The sequence below is a fragment of the Frischella japonica genome, assembly GCF_014489845.1.
GTDB classification, from domain to species: Bacteria; Pseudomonadota; Gammaproteobacteria; order Enterobacterales; family Orbaceae; genus Frischella; species Frischella japonica.
The window spans coordinates 334,614-355,636 of record NZ_JABURY010000006.1 but is presented as its reverse complement, the minus strand read 5'-3'; the positions used below and the strand labels follow the sequence as shown (position 1 = coordinate 355,636).

Sequence of the window (21,023 nt, the reverse complement as noted above, 5' to 3'; positions counted from 1 at the left end):
CTACACGACTTTTAATATTTAACTATTGGCTATAAAGACAAAATGCACTATTTTTTACAAACAGCATATCCCAATCTATCATCATATAATAAAAAGGCGCCAACAAAACCATCGTGATTATGTACCACGTACCCAGTCATCAAATAAGCATTGATTTTCGTTGTCCAATATCGACTTTTAAAAGGCATAGAATAATCTTGCCATTGTGAATCGGGGTAAGTTGTTTTTGTCGTCCATCCCCATTCCCCAAGAACAGAATTGCCTATTTCCCGTGTATAAGTATTAGATAATATTAGTACAGTATCTCCTGAATCTTGTACGTTTGCCTTTACCTCATATCGTGGTGAATTAGTTAATTCCTCCATAGTTAACATATATTGCAATCCACCACATTTCCCTAGAGTATCGTCAAAATTACTCCTGAAATCTTGTGGTTCAATCCAAGGATTAGTGGGATTAAATACATAATCATGCATTATTGAATCATCTCTTAACAATGTTGCTCGTACCTTTATTGCACCACTAGGCTTAGCATTTAATTGGACCATACCATTTTGATCAATCGTTACAGCTTGTCCTTGATTATTTAAAAGCTCAAAACGATAGTCAGTTTGGGCTCCAGTCATCACTAATTGAAATTTTGCTCCCGGAAATCCAGTAGTTGGAAATTTTTTATCAGATAAAACTGGCTCAGCTTTAAATCCATAATTGGGAACAAAGTCCTGAGTATAACCTCCCCCAGTTAACGAATCACGCATAGCATACTTTGCTTGATTCCAAAAATAAGTATCAGTGGTTTTATCAACACCACCCCATTGTTTATCAGGTTTCACAATCATTGAATTAGGTTTCGCATAACATAATTCTGATATTGGAGCAATTTGGTAAGATTTACTCAGCGTTACTGGTTCACTCTGTCTAGGGGAACCAAACTGCGATTGTGTTGAAACCGTTACTTTAATATTTAGTTTTAATGGCATGGAATACCCACTACCACAACCAATAATTTTACCAAAATCACTTTCAGGAATCTGTTGATCTTTATTGTCATACCAAATATGTTTAACAGATTGTATAGTGAATGGTTCGGTTAAATCAACTGGATCGCCTTCTTGATCATAATAATGTTGTGCAATATCAAAATTCGCCAATAATGCATGTATATCTTGCTGCTTAAAATCATTGAAAGTTAAGTTACCATCAACGAGTTTAATCATATCTTGTGCAATATTATTGTTACTTTGACTATAAAATTCATTATTGATAGTAAAACCAAATGAATTGAGTAAAGAAGGAAGGACGATAATTTCTGGAGCATTACCCATAATGGATCTTTGGGATGTATTTGACAAAATACCATGACTATAATAACTCACCATCCATAAAACAGATAATACTAAAAGTTTAAACCAAAATGCTGTTTTATCAAAAAATGATAGTTTTTTAACTAAGCGATGCCCGATGCCCGATGCCCGATGCCCGATGCCCGATGCCCGATGCCCGATGCCCGATGCCCGATGCCCGATGCCCGATGCCCGATGCCCGATGCCCGATGCCCGATGCCCGATGCCCGATGCCCGATGCCCGATGCCCGATGCCCGATGCCCGATGCCCGATTTAAGACCATATTGTATCATATTTTTATCTTTCCTTGAATACTTGTTAATGTTATATGATTGTTTTTTTTTATTATTACTGACTATTTTTTATTTTTTTAATAAAAGATAATATTATTAATGTTTAAAAATTATAAAATAACAATTTAAAATCTAGAAATTATTTATGTAAAGATATGTTTAAAAAAACTTTGAAACGATTATTTTTTTCCTAAAAATTGCGTAAAATCAAGAAAAAAGATGACAACCAAATTAAATTATACAATCTAATATTATTAACAATGATTAAATAGCCAAGTCTTAGCGCAATAATCAATTAAAGATAATGGTTCGCTATATCTAATTTTAAAAATACGCTTAATTGTCACATCATCCTCAAGCCAGATTTTCAAAAATAACTACCATTTAATGAAACAATGCTTAACAAAGTAAAATATGTTAATGATATATTTAATCACTGATATTGATGTTGCAAATAAAAAAGATGCCTATTGGAGGCATCTTCTATTAGGCAAAACCTTTTAAACCAACCACATGAACATACTCATGATTGTTAACCACTTTACGCACTAATTTATAGGTGGTTCCTTTTTCAGGACTAATATTTTCAGGTGCTGCGATAATTAACTGCATTGCCAATTTTTCACATAATTCAAACAATGTCGCAATTGATTTGGCATCAAGCCGTGCTGCTTCATCAAGAAAAAGTAAACGACATGGTAAAATATCTTTACTACGTAATCGTTTTGATTCTTCTTCCCAGCTTTGAATCACCATTAATAAAATTGACATCCCCGTACCAATTGCCTCACCAGTGGATAACGCACCACTTTCGGCCCGTAACCAACCATCTGCACCACGATTTACTTCTACATCTAAATCAAGATAATTACGATAATCAAGTAGTTCCTCACCGATAGTTTGAGCAGTACGTTGCCCCATATCGATATGTGGATTTAAACGTTGATATAATTTTGCCAATGCTTCTGAAAATGTCATTTTGTTACTGGTAAACAGATCTTGATGTCCCTCTTGTTCATCAGACAAAGCACTTAATAAAGTAGCATGAGCTTCACGAATATTTACATTTAAACGAACCCCGTTGACCTGACCAAATGATACTGCCTGTAAACCTTGATTAAGCATACGAATACGGTTTTGTTCGCGTTGGATTGTTTTACGAATAATATTGGCTACACTCTTTGAACTAATTGCTAGTTGCTGTTCGCGAGTGGTTAACTCTTCGGTTAGGCGATTAAGTTCAATTTCCATTTGTTCAATCGCCTCAATGGGATCATCAGTTTTCACAATATCTTGACGAATGCGTTCACGCAGATGCTGATAAACGGCAATATAAAAATGAATTTTACGTTCAGGATGTTTTAAATCTTCAGATAATCGCAAAACATCTCGTAAATGTTCATTATCGGCAACGGCTAAACGTAATGAACCTAATGCCTTATCCGACATTGAACGTAATTCATCACCACTTAAATAAGCCAGATCACGGCGATGCAAACGACGTTCGATACGATGATCTTTCACTAAACGTAATACAATACACCAACCAATTTTTGCTTGAACAACCTGCTCTCGTTGTGCTTGATAGTCTTTTTCAACTTGACGCAATTTCTTTTGTAATTGGGTCATTTCGTTTTCACACATAACAATTTGTTTTTCAAGTGATGAACACTGTTGACGATTTTGATTAACTTTCTGATGTATCTCATCACGACGATGACGAGCACGTTCTTCGGTAGTTTCATCAGCCTTAACGCCAATCTGTTCAATCTCTTGCCTTAAATCCTCCAGAACAGCCCGTTTAGTATCATAGGCACTTTTTAGCGATGCTAAAGTCTGGTGGCTTTGATTGTATTTCTCCTGGGCGTCGCGCATTTTATTACGTGCTGTAAGCCGATCTTGTTCTACAATTTCTAAGCGATGACGTAACTGCTCATTGAGATCAGAATTTTCTGTTAACATACCGGCTGAATCAGCATAACTAAAATGTACTCGGCGTTGTATCACTTCAGTTAATGCAAATATTTGTTGCTTAATCTTACGTTGTTGATGGATAGTTTGATCGTATTGTTGATGCAAATTATCATTTTGTTGTGGATCACTTTGTAACACATTCACTAATGGTTCAAGTTCAACAATCAATTGTTGATTTTTAACCACATAATTTACCGCATCCTGAGCTTCTAGCACTTGTTCGCGCAATTCATCGATACGATCAGCCAATTCTTCATCAGCTAATAAATGCAAATAAGATAATAGTTTATTTACTAAATTAAGCTGTTCTTTGATTTCAGTCACCTGTTGTTGATTTTGTTGATCAACAATCAGTTGCTGATTAAAATCACGCTCAATATCATTACGGCGAACCGTTAATTTTTGGATTTCCGCCTCTGGATCAACTTCAAAAGCAACCGCTAAATGTTGACCAACGAACTGACTGAAATTTTGTTCAATGCGTTGAATTTTTTGTAAATCAAACGATAACCTAGCATAATGTTCATGCAATTCATCGCGTTCGTGAGTTAACTTTTCTAAATGTTTTTCACGTGCTGCACGACCGAACAATGGAACCTGTGGAAAACGTGAATAACGCCACTGCCGATCACCGGTTTTGACTAAAACGGCGTTAGTTAATTCTTCATTATCAAACACACTGTCATCAAAAGATGATGGGTCACCTTCAATAAAATAAAGATCATCTGGACAATCATCTAAATTATTTAACTGAGCTTTAACTTGACTTAAATCTGGCACAACTATTGCTTGACGAGATGGTCCATATAATGCAGAAAAATAAGGGGCATCTTCAATAGTAACATCTTCATAAATTTCAGAAAGTAATACCCCATTAAATCGCTCAGCTAAGGCACTTAAACGGCCATCATCAGAACCATTAGGTTGATTTAATTGATTAATAAATTTATCTAATTCATCACGACGCTGTACTACTCTATCGCGCTCTTGGGTTAACTCACGTTCTTGCTCTAATAGTTTTTGCAGATATTGGGTAACTTGCTGGCTGTCAGATAATGACGAATCGATTTGTTCACACAAAGTCATTAATGCATCTTGAGCCTTTAACCAATTCGGTGCTTTTTGGCGATAATCAGCCATTTGTAGTTGAATGTGTTCTAATTCTTGCTTAATGGCAATGCGTTTTTCACTCGATTCAGTTGCCATAGTCGCTTTTTCATCTAGCGACGCTTCCAATGTGAATTTAACCTCATCCAATTCATCAAAATTGACTTGACGACCAATTCGCTTACAAAATTGCTGTAATAACGTTTCGGCATCTTTTTGTTGATGAAAACGTTGTTCTAACTCTGCTAATTGTAATTGCAATATCTCAGCGTTTTGTGCTTGATATTGCATTGAGGGCCAAGCTTGCATTGCCTGTTTTGCCACTTGCCATGCTTCACTCCGCGTTACCTCGCCAACCAATTTAGTCACGAGTTGATAAGCGCGATCAAACTGATTAACTGCGGCATCTGCCACACCAAGTTTTTGTTCCAGTTGTAATACGGTTTCCGTTATTTGCTCTTCTTGCGCTTTAAACATCGTAAAATATTTTTCAACATTTGTTACCGTTAAATCTGGCATAGCACAAAGTTGTTTAGCATTTTCTAATGCTTGTAAAGCTTGTTGATACTGAATAGCACGAGTTTGCTGAACATCTAATGCCTGTTGATAATCAGCTAGTTGGGTCTTGATCTCATCAACTTCTTGTTCAGTGGCTTGGGCTTGTTCTTGATAAATTAAATATTGTTCATTAGTTTCGGCAACAATTTCACCCTGCTCAAGTAACTTTTCGTTCAGATCATCCAAATCATGTTGATAATTGTTGATCTTTTCTTGTTGTCGGTAAGCAGTTTGTACCAGATTAAGGTGATCATTAGCCGCTTGATAATCCATTTCCAATATAGATTGCGCTTCACTACTTTCTTGTAGTTCTCTTGCCATTTCAACATGACGATATTGATTATGGTTCAATTGCTGCTTTGTGGTTAACAAATCACGACGTAACATTAATGCCATTTCAACATGTGTTTTACGTTCATTAGCATTGCGCATATAATCAGCAGCCACATAATCGGTTGATTCGGTGATCAAATGCTTAAATAAATCGCGATCTGACTGTGTCACTCGTATCGCTTCCAATGTCATACGATTTTCGCGCAATGCCGCTTCCATATCTTGAAATGCCTTGCGCACACCACTATTTTCTGGCAATAAATAATCACGCAATGAACGAGTAATTGCGCTTGATATACCGCCATACAATGAGGCTTCAATTAAACGATAATATTTACTGCGATCAGATGGTGAACGTAACCTTTTAGGTAGAATCCCAAAATCAAACATTAATGAATGATAATCACTTATGGAATTGAACTGTTTAAAAATGACACCTTCGATATTGTCTAGCTTCTCTTTTAATTCGGCTAACGACAATATTCGAGCCTGACGTTCATCAATTCGAGCGGTAACTAAATCTATCGGTACAATGCTATGTTCTACACCCTGAATAATAAAAGGTTTAATATCAACTTTTTTATCACGTCCTGCGATCTGTTGTAATCTAACTCCGCAGATAATTCGTTGCTGGCGTGAATTAACTGTTTCTAAAAGTGAATAACATACACCTGGGCGTAATTTACCGTGTAATCCTTTATCACGTGACCCTCCTGTTGCCCCTGCTTCGGTAGTGTTTCTAAAATGGAGTAAGGTTAAATCGGGGATTAGAGCCGTGACAAATGCCGCCATGGTGGTAGATTTTCCAGCCCCATTACCTCCTGATAAAGTTGTAACTAACTCATCTAAATCGAACGTTCTAGCAAAAAAACCATTCCAATTAACTAATGTTAATGAACGAAATTTACCGTGTTTCATCATAATTATTCCTCCGTCTCGTCATTAGCATCTGTTAAATCATTGGTATCATCAGTTAAAGATAACGACGATTCAATCGTCATTGCTTCACCATCCCGAATTAAGCGCAGTTGCGCTTCTTGCATATCATCATTACTTCTAACATCAGCCCCAAAACGGAAAATCGCTTCATTAATCCGAAATTTACTACTGTCATTGCCGACAATAAAAAACACCATCCCTAATCGACGTAGGCGATTAAGTGATGTTTTCACTTTGTCATATAATTTTTGTCGATCTAAATCTGACCCAGTGGAACGTTGATTAACTAATTTTAATAATTTACTTTCATCTGACAATGCGATTAACTCTTCATGCAACTCTTGTAAGCTAAAGATTCCTTCATGAGCCAATCTTTCTGGACTCAAATAGAGGTAACACAATACTTTACCCACTAGCATGTCTAATTCAGATAATACTGAACGAGGAATCAATGTAGTTGAACGTGGTCGCAAATAGAAAAAACCTTCTGGTGCACGAATAAGTTCCACATTATAACGTTGATAAAATAATTCCAGCTCAGTTTGATAATCCATTAAAAAAGCATGATTATCAAGATCATCAATGCCAATATGACGTCCTGAACGCAATATACTATCTAATTCAGGAAATAATGGTGCCGCAATCGCCTGTGCCAATTTGACTGGCATATATTTTTCAATCGAAGCTTGAGATGAAATATTAGCTCGATTAATCCCCTCATTACGCGCAGCACTATGCGCTTGATCAAGTTGTTCAATATCTATTGATGACATGTGCTTGTACCTTAGCTCCATAATCGTTGATTGGTTTCCATTTAGCAGGTAAACCAGCTAAATCCGCCTCGGCAATCCCAAGGCGGATCGCCTGATCGATAAATAAACGGGCAACATCGAAATGTTGTTCACGCGGGAATTGTGTTAAATAACTATGAATAGCATTACTCATATCTAGCGGTAGTTGCTTTTCTTTAAAAACCAATAGATTTTGTTCTATATGAGCAATGATGTGTTCTTGAATTTGTTTAATATCTTCAAATTCCAGTTCTGAAGGCAACTCACCCATTACTTCATCATCTTGTAAAGCAAGTTCTTCATCACGCATATCTAACAATCGTTCTGCATTAGCATAGGTTAATGCCCATGGCGCAGTGAAATAACTTTGAATAGAACGACGCAGTCGTTGTGAGAAAACACGATTTTTATCTAAATCAATTGCTGTACGGATAAATTTATGAACATGGCGATCATAACCAATCCACAAATCAATCGCTTGTTGTCCCCAACTCATAATACGGTCAAGTTTGCCTTGCAGATCGATGACCACATTACTAATTTTTTCAAGTGTGGGATCACCTAATGTAGCATCTTGAATTAACAATAGGCTTGCTTGTAATTTATCGCCGGTGGCTTCAAGGGTATCTTGTAATTCACGTAAAGTTAGGGAAGTTTCTGATAATAAACGTTCACAATTCGCTATTGCTGATTGCCAATCCTGGCTCAGTAAGGCAGCAATATTTTGCTTTACCTCAGTTTGTTGCTCATCCATAATGCGTTGCGTCATATCAATACTATCAAAAATCTCGGCAACTGAATATTTTAATGGTGCAAATATGTTCCGATGCCAATGTAATTCATCTCCCCCTTCTAATGCGGCATCAGCGGCCCTTTTTAGCTCTTGTGCCACAATCGACAATTGGATGGATAATCTTAAAGAAGAGAACTCACGTTGACGAATATAATAATCTGTAATACCAATCCCCAGTGGAGTAAGTCGATAAATGGCTAATCCATCACTTATTTCACTGGTGAAACGATTAATTAAACGTTGACGTACTAAGTCATTGATAGCATTGTTCGATCTCACAATTATAGTATCATTACTCTGCGCAAACACTTTAGAAACATGGCGAAATGCATCAACTAATTCAGCTTCACTCATTTCACCATTAAACCGATCTCCATTAAGGGCGGCAATGGCTAATAAAAAAGCTAATCTTTCCGCAGGTAGTGAGATCGAAAAATCATTTTTTTTTGCCCATGAGACGAGTTCTGGCACTGATTGAGAAAAATCAGTCATAGTTTTCCTTGATAGCAAACGGTTAATTAACTAGCTTAAAACAACGTTATTATTATCTGTTTGAGAAGTGTTGTGTAATAAACTTAAATATCATTAATTATATAACAAATGTAAATAAATTGTAATGGGATTGTTGGGGTACAACACAACGTTAATTGAAAACTCTGATATTTAAACTTCATAAATCATCACTTTCTAAATTGGTAGTCAACATCAGGTTGACATTTATGTTACTAATAATTTTCTCTTGTTTATCATAGTTTGCGTTATCATCGGTCTTAATGACTTATTCTTCAAAGGCATAATCCTCTTGTAAACATCACTGATCATCATTTCTGGAAGAGTTTTGAAAGAAAAAGACTAATCAATCCGATAATAGTGATTTAGACGTTATGATAAAGTTCACTTTCAAGAGCACAAAATTTTAAACTTAGCCACTCTTATCACTTTATCGTATTACTTATCTTTTGATTTAGTCTAATTATGATCATCACAATTAAGTTGCGAAGACTTTATGTATATTGCTTATAAAGCAATACTATATAAAAAAACATGAGTAATAATTTATCAAACGGTCAATCGTTAGTGAGTTTAAAAGTGATCGAATATTATTTGAATAGACATAATACAAACAATATAACTAAATGATTTAATATATTTTATTAGGCAAGTGAATAATCTTACTTATTGAATGGCGGAAATTTTAAGTCAACTCAAATTATTAAACAACAGACCCGATTAACAATTGTAACAAAAATTAACCGGGTATAAATTTTAATTAAAAATAAATAACCACATACAGTTATTATACATAAATCAATTTTATATTTTTATTCAGTTATCACTGAATAAATTAATGGGATTCTTTCTGCATGATCAGCAATTTTAATATTCTCATACAATTTTTGCTTGATTGCGTTGATATCTTCACGATTAGTATGAATGGTTAATAATGATTCACCTGTTTCAACATGATCGCCAACTTTTTTGTGCATGATAATACCTACAGCAACATCAATATTATCTTCTTTTGTGGCTCGACCAGCACCTAATTGCATCGCAGCAACGCCCACTTCATCGGCAACAATTTCGGCCACATAGCCAGTTTGTTTAGCTGGCAGATCAATTTTATACTTGGCTTCGGGTAACTTTTCCGGATGATCCACTACTGAAGGATCACCACCTTGATTTTTTAGCATCACTTTAAATTTTTCGATGGCTTTACCATTATGCATGACTTCTTCTAATCGTTCTCTGGCTTCCGCTAAGGTTTTTGCGCCATTAGCCAATACTACCATTTGACTTCCCAAAGTGAGTACCAATTCATGTAAATCTGCTGGACCTTGACCTTTTAAAGTATCAATGGCTTCTTTCACTTCTAGGGCGTTGCCAATCGCATAACCAAGTGGCTGTGACATATCGGAAATGATAGCCATAGTGCGTCGACCAACATTATTACCGATTTTAACCATCGCATGTGCTAACTGTTCAGCATCTGCAATATTTTTCATGAAGGCCCCTGCACCGGTTTTCACATCCAATACAATTGCATCACTACCAGCGGCAATTTTTTTACTCATAATTGAACTTGCAATAAGTGGAATTGAGTTGACTGTGCCTGTGACATCACGTAATGCATATAATTTTTTATCGGCTGGTGTTAAATTACCTGTTTGACCAATTACCGCAACTTTATCGGTATTAACTAAACGAATAAAATCTTCTTTACTGATTTCCGTTTGGAAACCTGCAATTGAATCTAATTTATCCGTTGTACCACCTGTATGACCAAGCCCACGTCCCGACATTTTTGCCACAGGAATATCCAACGCAGCTACCAACGGCGCTAATACTAAGGTTGTTGTGTCACCCACACCTCCGGTTGAGTGTTTATCAACTTTAATCCCTTTAATGCCAGAAAGATCTATGGTTTCCCCAGAATGAACCATTGCCATAGTAAGATCTGCGCGTTCACGGTCGGTCATATCTTGAAAATAGATAGCCATAGCTAATGCACTGGCTTGATAATCGGGTATGGTACCCGCTGTATAACCTTGAATAAAAAAATCAATCTCTGCCGTGGTAAGTTCATGCCCGTCTCGTTTTTTGGCAATAATGTCTACCATTCTCATTTATTATATCCTCTGTAAACTAATTTTCGGTTTGTAAATTAATACGATAAACAGCATAACCCACACTGTCGTTATTAAGATAAGACATTGGGTACTGTGCATGTTTGTCAATATACGCTTTTGCCTCTAATGTTGGCGATGTTTCAATTCTTAGATCTAGTATCACTGGACTAGTGATTGGTCTTAATCGCCAATTATTATCAGGTTGTACTTCCACTTTTCCTTGCTGTAGGGTAACTTTTTCGATATAACGTGCCAAAATTTCTTTAACTGGATCGGGGGAGTTAATCACAATATTTTGCTCACCTGACCCAGGGAATATTCCGGTTAAAGCGCGATAATTATTGGATGCTAAGATAAAATTTTGTTTTGAATCAATTGGTTTCGCATTAAAGGTAAGATTTTTAATCCTTTGCGAATTTGGATTAATAAGTTGACAATTTTCGTCATAACGTGGTGGTTGTGTAATATCAATTTCATAACCAATTCCCCCATCAATAATATCAAAATTATATAAGCGAAATTTTTGCCAATTAATTAGGTATTGTGGTTGAGTATCTTGAATATCAACTTGATTAAATAGCCCTGCGCTACATTCCAACCACTCTTTAAGCTTTGTACCATTAATTTTCACTGCAGCTAAAGTATTAGCATAAACATAAAGATCGGCGACGCTTTTAACGCTTAATTTTCCTTTTGGTATTTCTATATAAGCGGTTGGATCATTTTTACGAGAACCAGCTTTAAAGGGAGCAACAGCGGAAATAACGGGTAAATTGGCTAGATCAGGATCACCTTGAATGTAATATTTAACGTAATCGATCTGCGCATTATTAATCAGCTGAATAGTCGGGTCATCTTGCACCAATGCTAACGTACTAAAGAGATCATCGGATGATTCTCCTATAATGCGCCCCATATAGTGACGTGTTTGTTTAAAATCATCAACTAATACTGCTCTAACCGATTGATCGGGATCAACTAAGGCCTTATTATTAATTGTATCAAATATTGGTTTAGCTTGTGATTTAGATTGTATCACATGCCAACGACCTTCTCGCTGTTCAAGTGTAAGATCGATCACACCTAGATGATCTCCCCATTGTCCTGGCATTACCGCTGGGATACCATTTACCAGACCATTGTGATTATCAATTCCAGCAATATTATTAAAATTTTTACCAGGGAAGATACTATGAGTATGACCAAATAAAATTGCATCAATATCTTTGACTGTACTTAAGTAATAAACTGAATTTTCTGCCATTAATTTATAAGGTTCTGAAGATAAGCCTGAATGAGCGATCACAATAATCACATCAGCACCTTCCGCCTTAATCTTTGGAACAAATAGTTTTGCAGTTTCGGTAATATCTTTGGCATAGACTTTGCCAGAAAGGTTATTTTTATCCCACTCCATGACTTGTGGAGGAACGAAACTGATATAACCAATTTTCAAATGCTGTGGCTTACCATCACGGTCAATAACTAATGTATCAATGATAACATATGGTCTAAAATAAGGTTTATCCGTTTTTACATCAAAAATATTAGCATTTATGTATGGAAATGTTGCTCCAGCTAAAACACGATTCAAGAAATCCAAACCATAATTAAATTCATGATTCCCTAAACCTCCAACCGTATAATGCATTGCATTTAACGCTTTATAGGCAGGATGAGTGCGCTGATCGTTTAGATCATTTAAATAGTTGCTATATGCCCAATCTGCCATTGGGCTACCTTGAATTAAATCACCATTATCCACTAATACACTATTTTTGACTTCATTTTGCATCTTGCGAATCAATGAAGCCGTTCGGGTAAAACCAAATCGTTGGGTATAATCATCTTTATAAAAATCATAATCCATCATATTAGCGTGGATATCTGATGTTTCTAAGATTCTCAGATCGACGGTATTGGCACAAGCAACATGAATAAACAGCGAAGCAAATAAACCCCATTTGAGTGTTGTCATATTCCAGCCTTAGAATTGTAATCCAAAAACTAAACCAACAATAGTAGCACTCAATAAACTAACTAATGAAGCACCGTAAAGTAATTTTAAACCATGCTTAGCAATCGCATCTCCTTGTTTTTCATTGAGCGCCTTTAAAGCGCCAGAAATAATGCCGATTGAAGAAAAGTTAGCGAAAGAGACTAAAAATACAGAGATCACAGCCTGACTATGTGCGGAAAATTTGCTGATATTTTCAGAAAATAAAGTCATTGCAGCAAATTCATTAGTTAACAGTTTTGTTGCCATTACTTCACCTGCATCAATACACTCATTCCAGGGAACACCAATTAAAAAAGCAAATGGTGAAAATAAGTAACCTAATGCATGCACAAACGTAACATTAAAAATAGCTGCAAAAATTCCATTTACCATAGCGATTAAGGCAATAAAGCCAATTAACATTGCTCCTACGATAACTGCCACTTTAAAGCCATCAATAATATATTCCCCTAACATTTGGAAAAAAGCTTGTCGTTTTTCTTCTTTGAACTCAATGGCTTCTTCATTACGATTAACCGAATACGGATTGATAACTGAAGCAATGATAAAACCACCAAACAAATTCAATATCACCGCAATAACCACATATTGTGGATTAAGAATATTCATGTATGCGCCAATAATAGCCATTGAAACCGTTGACATTGCTGAGGTACATAACGTGTATAATCGTTTTTCAGGGAGATGATCGAGTTGATTTTTGATCGAAATAAATACTTCTTGTTGACCTAAAATTAATGCAGCTACGGCATTATAAGATTCCAGTTTTCCCATACCATTAATTTTACTAATGACATAACCTAAACCTTTGATAACGAGAGTCATAATTTTAAGATATTGTAAAATTCCAATTAATGCGGAAATAAATACTATCGGTAACAAGACATTAATAAAGAATGAGAACCCGTGGTTACCTTTTTGATCAACATTAACCAGACCACCAAATACAAAGTCCACCCCTTGCTGAGCATAACCAAGTAAAAAATTGAATCCAGTTGTAATTCCACCAATAAAAAACTGACCGAAAGAAGTATTTAATAAAATAAAGGTTAAAATAATTTGTACTGTTAGCATCACCAAAATCGGTTTAAACCGTACTTTTTTACGATTAAAACTCGCTACCCAAGCCAACAGTAAAATAACGAGAATACTTATAATACCGATTAGATACTTCATTTTTACCTCAATAAATGTTATTAAAATCACATTATTTTAAACTAAAGTGGATCTATTTGTCAGTCTAAATCATAAATTTATAAATTAGATCACATTTTTTAATTATTATAGTTAAAAAATTCACTATTTATGTTAAAATTTTAACAAAATTTAGGGAAACTCATATTCTAGAATTCAAGGAGAAATTGCATAATGATTTCACAATCTACTGATTTAGCAAAATATATTGATCATACTCTTTTAAAAATGGATGCAACTGAAACAGAAATTAAACAAATTTGTGAACAAGCCATTGAACATCATTTTTTTTCTGTGTGTGTTAATTCCTGTTATGTACCATTAGTATCTAAATTGTTAGCAGGCTCTACGGTAAAAACTTGCTCGGTCATTGGTTTTCCATTAGGTGCTTGTTTAACTTCTGTAAAAGTATTTGAAACACAAGCCGCAATAGATGCTGGTGCTAATGAGATTGATATGGTAATCAATGTTGGTTTATTAAAAAGTCATGCCATGGATGCCTTTATTGATGATATTCGTCAGGTTAAAGCGGTTACTCAAGCTAAGGGGGCGCTTTTAAAAGTCATTTTAGAAACTTGTCTACTAAGTAAAGCGGAAATTAAACAAGTTTGCGAAATATGTCGTGACCTAGAGGTTGAATTTGTTAAAACGTCAACTGGCTTTAGTACTGGCGGTGCAACAATTGAAGATGTACGTTTAATGCGTGAAACGGTCGGAGCAAAATTAGGCGTTAAAGCTTCAGGTGGTGTACGTGATAAAGACACTGCTAAAGCAATGATTGATGCAGGTGCGACACGTTTAGGTAGTAGTTCTGGTGTATCCATTGTTTCTGGTTTAAAATCTAATAGCAATTATTAATGGCTTTAGGCCGAGATAAGTCTTTATGAGCAAGCGTGAAGAGCGATTACTACAATTAATCGAATTAGCGAATCAATCTGTCAATTTACATGTTAAAGATGCAGCAAAACAACTTAATGTGTCTGAAATGACGATTAGGCGTGATATTAATCATAGTCATTGCTTTCCGCTTTGTTTATTGGGCGGTTACATTGTCAGGAATCAGGATCCTAATCAATTTTCACATTATCTGGTTTTGGAACAACAACAACGCCATACTGAAGAAAAATTTCATATTGGTCTGATTGCTGGTAAAATGGTTAAAAATAACGATATTGTTTTTTTTGACTGTGGCACAACCATACCTTATGTTATTGAGAATATTCCCGAACATATCAAATTTACTGGAGTTTGTTACTCACTCAATGTATTTTTAGCATTACAAAAAAAGAAAAATTGTAAAGTTATTCTATGTGGTGGACAACTTGAAATCGATAATGCGATTTTTACACCAATTATTGAATCTACACCTTTGGATATCATTTGCCCATCCAAATCATTCATTTCTGCCGCTGGAATCAGTTTAAAAGGTGTAACTTGTTTTAATCTCAATGAAGTGAATTGGAAAATTAAAGCAATTCATAAATCGAATTTAAACATTTTAATCGCTGATAGTAGTAAATTTGATGAATTAAAAGCTGCTTATTTTGGTAAATTATCTGATTTTGATATACTTATAAGCGATCATATTAGTGAAAAATATTTGTCTTATTGTCACCAAAATAATATAAAAGCCTATCAGTGAGATTGCTTGCAATGACAATGAATACAACTTATAAATGCACTATATTTTTCTTTTAAAATAATAGAGATTAAGTGTTATGAAAAGAGTTTTTATTATGGTGTTAGATTCCTTTGGCATTGGTTCAACATCAGATGCGGATAAATTCGGCGATGTCGGTGCCAATACTTTAGGACATATTGCACAATGGTGTGCATCACATCGTAAAAATGCCGATGGTAGCTACCAACCACTGTCTTTACCAAATTTAAGCCAACTTGGTTTAGGTAAAGCAGCCGAGGAATCCTGTGGCGTTTTTCCAGTTGGCTTAGACAAAGATGCCAAAATCATTGGTTCTTATGGCTATGCGGCTGAAATTTCTTCTGGTAAAGATACTCCATCGGGTCATTGGGAAATTGCCGGTGTACCTGTACTATTTGACTGGGGTTATTTTCATGAAAAACAAAACAGTTTTCCTGCAGAGTTATTAGATAATCTAGTGAAAAAAGCAAATCTACCGGGTTATTTAGGTAATTGTCACTCTTCTGGTACCGTAGTATTGGATGAGTTAGGTGAAGAACACATGAAAACCGGCAAACCGATTTTTTATACTTCATCGGATTCCGTTTTTCAAATTGCCTGTCATGAAGAGACCTTTGGTTTAGAACGCTTATATCAACTCTGTGAAATTGCCCGTCAAGAATTAACCGACGGTGGTTATAATATTGGGCGTGTTATTGCCCGTCCTTTTATTGGAAAAAAGGCGGGAGAATTTGAGCGTACAGGCAATCGTCATGATTATGCTGTAGAACCACCATCAAAAACTGTTTTACAAAAATTGGTGGAAGAAAAACAAGGTGAAGTTGTTTCAATCGGTAAAATTGCTGATATCTATGCGCATGTTGGAATTACTAAAAAAATCAAAGCTACTGGTATCGATGCGTTATTCGATGCAAGTTTAACTGAAATTAAACAAGCAAAAGATAATACTATTGTGTTCACTAATTTTGTTAATTTTGATTCTGATTATGGTCATCGTCGTAATATTCAAGGTTATGCTGAAGCATTAGAGTTATTTGATCGCCGTTTACCGGAAATGTTAGCATTAGTTAAAGACGATGACTTGCTGATTATTACGGCTGATCATGGCTGTGATCCATCATGGAAAGGAAGTGACCATACTCGCGAACACATTCCAGTTTTAATGTATAGTCCTAATGTCGCACCGAAAAATTTAGGATTAAGTCCTACTTTTGCCGATATTGGGCAAACGATAGCTCACTATTTTGCTACCTCTCCAATGGATTACGGTAACCCTTTAATTAAATTCAATCATAAGTAAACTATCTCTTATAGTTAAATATCACCATCTGGCATGATGGTGATATTAATTAGTCATTACATTATCTGCTTTTGTTTCGTGCGAACGATTAATCTCATTTTTCCTGTATAGTCATCACCGCTCTTCATAGATGTATCGTTTTAATTTGATCTAAAATACAGAGTTTAATCCATGGCATGGATTATGCTAACCCTTTAATTAAATTCAATCATAAGTAAACTATCTCTTATAGTTAAATATCACCATCTGGCATGATGGTGATATTAATTAGTCATTACATTATCTGCTTTTGTTTCGTGCGAACGATTAATCTCATTTTTCCTGTATAGTCATCACCGCTCTTCATAGATGTATCGTTTTAATTTGATTTAAAATACAGAGTTTAATCCATGGCATGGATTATGCTAACCCTTTAATTAAATTTAATCATAAGTAAACTATCTCTTATAGTTAAAAATCACCATCTGGCATGATGGTGATATTAATTAGTCATTACATTATCTGCTTTTGTTTCGTGCGAACGATTAATCTCATTTTTCCTGTATAGTCATCACCGCTCTTCATAGGTGTATCGTTTTAATTTGATTTAAAATACAGAGTTTAATCCATGGCATGGATTATGCTAACCCTTTAATTAAATTCAATCATAAGTAAACTATCTCTTATAGTTAAAAATCACCATCTGGAATGATGGTGATATTAATTAGTCATTACATTATCTGCTTTTGTTTCGAGCGAACGATTAATCTCATTTTTCCTGTATAGTCATCACCGCTCTTCATAGGTGTATCGTTTTAATTTGATCTAAAATACAGGGTTTAATCCATGGCAAAGAAAGCGTAAAATAGCGAGCAAGAAAATCCATTTGGGAGCGTATACTTATGCCTATCATTCAAGCTATTCAAAACTGTCGTAATCATATAAAAACAATTAGTCAACACGTCAATCAAATTCAATTTGATGAACACACTTTATGTGTTATTGATCATCCACTGTGCCAAGCAGCAATATCATTACAAGGTGCTCATCTTCTTTACTGGCAACCAACCGATGAAGCATCTCCTGTGGTTTGGTTAAGTGATAATGCGTTATTTAAACGCGGAAAAGCGATTCGTGGTGGTATTCCCGTCTGCTGGCCTTGGTTTGGTAACACCTTGTCACCCGCACATGGTTTTGCCCGAATAGTAGATTGGCAATTGAAATATGTCCATGAAGATGACCAAGGCGTTGAGCTACTATTATCATTGCATCAGACTGATGAAACATTACAATATTGGCCTCACGAATTTGGCTTAGAAATGCGATTTCAATTAGGTAAAACGTGCAAAGTAGAACTATCGTGTCAAGGTGATTTTTCGGCTACCAGTGCCTTACATAGCTATTTTGGCGTTAGTGATATTCATCAAGTAACCATCGAAGGTTTAGGTGCAGATTATATTGATAAATTATCGACAGTTAATCCCCCTAAAAATGTTGGTTCCATGACGTTTGATCAAGAAGTGGATCGTATTTATACTCAACCAGAACCGATTAGCTATATTAAAGATCGCCATCGTTCAATTAAGATTCAACATTTTACATACAGTGATGTTGTAGTTTGGAATCCATGGGTAGAAAAAGCAAAGGCGATGAGTGATCTTGCTGATAATAGCTATCAACATTTTGTTTGTGTTGAAACCTGTCGAATCCATCATCCGATTATGTTAACACCACAGCAATTTGCACGCTATGGGGTCGAAATTAGCGTTGAAAAGTAATTTCGGTGCCGACTAATCTGGTTATAATATAAAGCGAGCAGTATTAGCTCGCTATTATTCTAATTCAAAACTGCATACTTTTAACTAGATCAATTTCTTCTTCTTGCCAACCTTGGGATAACGCTTTAACGACAGCTAAATAACCGTCATCAGTCAGGCGAAGTCGATAATCAAAATGTTTGGTGATAACATCCTTAACCGTCGTAATCACCCAATGCCCTTTAATCACTGCATCGCCAGTATACACTCCATGAAAACTATCAATATAAAGCGTTAATGTTGCTTTGGGATTGTTAGTGGGTTGAGTCGTAAGCAAATAATTAGGCATTAAAACAGCTAAGTCTTGCACTAAACGCTGTTTGATTTGATCTGATAATGGCGTTAACCATAAATTATTATTTGCTGTAACATATTGCATATCATTGGTTTGATAAACAATACCATTTTTATCCAAATAATTCGCCACTTGAATATTATTAATCAATATTACATCTTTGACTTTATGTGAATGCAAAATATGGCTATCACTAAAATCACTCTTTAGTTGATAATAGGTTTTATTTGGTAACGAAGAAGCGCAACCAACAACTAAAAATAACATTATCAAGATAAATAATTTTTTCACGACTAATGTCCTCGCGCTTTAGGTTGTGGATCCTGTTTTTTCGGTGCTGCAAAGATTAAAGAATTACTTTTATCATTCAACGTATCAAGCACTGGTGAAAGTTGGTCCATCATACTTTCAAATTTCTGCAAATCGGTTTGTAATTGATTATGCAAGGCTGAACCGGGTTGAAGGCTTTGTAAGGTTTTATTAAGCGACTCAATAGTTGTTTTCAGCTCTTTAGGTAAATTTTGCATATCTTTACTATTAGTTATTGCCGTTAAAGATTCCAATAATTTTTGGCTCTTCTGTAATGATTGATTCAATTCATTCACGGTTTTATCTAAAGGTAATTTATTAAAATTGTCTAACGTTTGTAGCAACTTAGCTTGCAATTGGGATAGTCCTGCTGGCACTGTCATAATTGTATCATAACCAAATGCTTGGCTTTGTGTTTCGAACGGTGTATTTTGGTATTCGGAATAATAATTAAGATCAATATATAATGCCCCAGTAATAAAATTAGCTGACTTAAGCGCAGCTCTTAAGCCATTATGTTGTTCATTGATAATAATCTTGGCTAAATCGGTAGGTTGCTCTAAGACATCACTTAATCGCCCTGGTTCAATTCGAATTAAAACCGGTATATTGTGATTTGAAATGGGATTTGTAGCCAGAATTTTTCTGGTATAAAACGGAACCTGACTCACCGAACCAATACGAATACCTCGATATTCCACTGGTGCACCTACCTCCAAACCAGAGATAGAATCATTAAAAAACAATAAAAATTCATGATAATCAGTATATTGAGAATCCTGAATAGATTTTTTATTTTGATAAAGTTGATAAGTTGCGAAAGGTTTAACCGGTTCACCAAATTTAGTCCCGTCTGGCACATCAAAGCTAATTCCGCCTGAAAGTAAAACGTCAATCGAGGGAATATCTAAATTGGCACCCTGTGAAGATAATGATAAATTCACGCCACCTTCTTTCCAAAATCTCACATTTTGCGTGATCAATGTATCGTATGGCTTTGAGATAAATAATTGATATTTCATTTTGCGAGATTGAATATCAAAATCGGAAGTTTCAACGTTACCTACCCGATATCCTCTAAATAAAACAGATGCACCTCGCGGAATGACGCCACTTTGACTACTTTCCAAATTAATTCTGATTCCAGCTTCATTTGGTGCAGTTAATGGCGGTGTATCAGATAAACTAAATGGTTTATCATTAAAATCAGATTGATCCTTACCTGCTACCAGCTCAATATACACACCAGATAGTAATGTACCAAGACCAGTAACGCCTTCTCGACCAATTTGCGGTTTAACAATCCAAAAGATTGAATCATTTTTGACTAAGGGTTCCATATCTTTATTTATTCGACCATGAATAACCACTTTTTTATAATCTTTACTTAATGTTACAGACTCTACTATCCCAACATCGACGCTCCGGCTTCTAATCACCGTTTTGCCGGCAACAATACCGCTGGCATCATGAGCTAATAAAGTCACGCTCTTACCTTGTTCGGCAAAATGACTATATAACATCCATATTCCAATACCCAATGTAACAATTGGGATAATCCAAATTGCTGAAATACGATCTATTTTTACAGTTTTAGCAATTTTGCGTGATAGTGCAGACATAGTTCACCTAATAATTACATTCAATACTAATAATAATGCCATTGACTGAGTTTTAATGTTTCAAAATT

The 21,023-nt window shown here is 35.4% G+C and carries 13 protein-coding genes; 4 read left to right on the top strand and 9 right to left on the bottom strand.

What is annotated here, in order from left to right; translation table 11 throughout:
* Positions 1 to 47: 47 nt before the first annotated feature.
* The 7 genes from FcAc13_RS02970 to FcAc13_RS02940 all read right to left on the bottom strand — a co-directional run bounded on the left by FcAc13_RS02970 (position 48) and on the right by FcAc13_RS02940 (position 13,955).
* Entirely contained in the window at positions 48 to 1,637 is a 1,590-nt protein-coding gene (locus tag FcAc13_RS02970) for a hypothetical protein (protein WP_187754853.1), read from the bottom strand.
* A gap of 486 nt (positions 1,638 to 2,123) precedes the next feature.
* Entirely contained in the window at positions 2,124 to 6,530 is a 4,407-nt protein-coding gene (gene mukB / locus FcAc13_RS02965; protein WP_187754703.1) for a chromosome partition protein MukB, read from the bottom strand.
* Positions 6,531 to 6,532: 2 nt separating this feature from the next.
* Positions 6,533 to 7,321, bottom strand: coding sequence for a chromosome partition protein MukE (mukE, locus tag FcAc13_RS02960; RefSeq protein ID WP_187754702.1), 789 nt, complete (start codon positions 7,319 to 7,321; stop codon positions 6,533 to 6,535).
* The gene (gene mukF, locus FcAc13_RS02955) at positions 7,302 to 8,624 is read right to left on the bottom strand and encodes a chromosome partition protein MukF (protein ID WP_187754701.1); all 1,323 of its coding nucleotides are present in this window, start codon (positions 8,622 to 8,624) and stop codon (positions 7,302 to 7,304) included. Before mukF ends, mukE begins: the two co-directional genes overlap by 20 nt.
* 830 nt (positions 8,625 to 9,454) lie before the next feature.
* The gene (locus tag FcAc13_RS02950) at positions 9,455 to 10,756 is read right to left on the bottom strand and encodes a pyrimidine-nucleoside phosphorylase (protein WP_187754700.1); all 1,302 of its coding nucleotides are present in this window, start codon (positions 10,754 to 10,756) and stop codon (positions 9,455 to 9,457) included.
* Between the two features lie 19 nt (positions 10,757 to 10,775).
* Positions 10,776 to 12,737, bottom strand: coding sequence for a bifunctional 2',3'-cyclic-nucleotide 2'-phosphodiesterase/3'-nucleotidase (locus FcAc13_RS02945; protein ID WP_187754699.1), 1,962 nt, complete (start codon positions 12,735 to 12,737; stop codon positions 10,776 to 10,778).
* A 9-nt stretch (positions 12,738 to 12,746) separates the two neighbouring features.
* A complete protein-coding gene (locus FcAc13_RS02940; protein WP_187754698.1) occupies positions 12,747 to 13,955 on the bottom strand; it encodes a NupC/NupG family nucleoside CNT transporter in 1,209 nt (402 codons plus the stop codon).
* A 192-nt stretch (positions 13,956 to 14,147) separates the two neighbouring features.
* On the opposite strand from FcAc13_RS02940, the gene deoC reads away from it, so the two are divergent.
* The 4 genes from deoC (at position 14,148) to FcAc13_RS02920 (ending at position 18,690) form a co-directional block, all read left to right on the top strand.
* Positions 14,148 to 14,831, top strand: coding sequence for a deoxyribose-phosphate aldolase (deoC, locus tag FcAc13_RS02935; protein ID WP_187754697.1), 684 nt, complete (start codon positions 14,148 to 14,150; stop codon positions 14,829 to 14,831).
* A 25-nt stretch (positions 14,832 to 14,856) separates the two neighbouring features.
* Positions 14,857 to 15,615 (top strand): DNA-binding transcriptional repressor DeoR, encoded by a 759-nt coding sequence (gene deoR, locus FcAc13_RS02930; protein WP_187754696.1) that lies wholly within the window; start codon positions 14,857 to 14,859, stop codon positions 15,613 to 15,615.
* A gap of 76 nt (positions 15,616 to 15,691) precedes the next feature.
* On the top strand, positions 15,692 to 16,933 hold the full coding sequence (gene deoB, locus FcAc13_RS02925; protein WP_187754695.1) for a phosphopentomutase: 1,242 nt from the start codon (positions 15,692 to 15,694) through the stop codon (positions 16,931 to 16,933).
* A gap of 881 nt (positions 16,934 to 17,814) precedes the next feature.
* Positions 17,815 to 18,690 carry a D-hexose-6-phosphate mutarotase gene (locus tag FcAc13_RS02920; RefSeq protein WP_187754694.1) on the top strand — a complete coding sequence of 292 codons (876 nt, stop codon included), beginning with the start codon at positions 17,815 to 17,817 and terminating at the stop codon, positions 18,688 to 18,690.
* A 64-nt stretch (positions 18,691 to 18,754) separates the two neighbouring features.
* Here the strand turns inward: FcAc13_RS02920 and FcAc13_RS02915 are convergent, their stop codons facing one another.
* On the bottom strand, positions 18,755 to 19,315 hold the full coding sequence (locus FcAc13_RS02915; RefSeq protein ID WP_187754693.1) for an ABC-type transport auxiliary lipoprotein family protein: 561 nt from the start codon (positions 19,313 to 19,315) through the stop codon (positions 18,755 to 18,757).
* A 2-nt stretch (positions 19,316 to 19,317) separates the two neighbouring features.
* Positions 19,318 to 20,955, bottom strand: a complete 1,638-nt coding sequence (gene pqiB, locus FcAc13_RS02910; RefSeq protein WP_187754692.1) for an intermembrane transport protein PqiB — start codon at positions 20,953 to 20,955, stop codon at positions 19,318 to 19,320.
* Positions 20,956 to 21,023 lie beyond the last annotated feature (68 nt).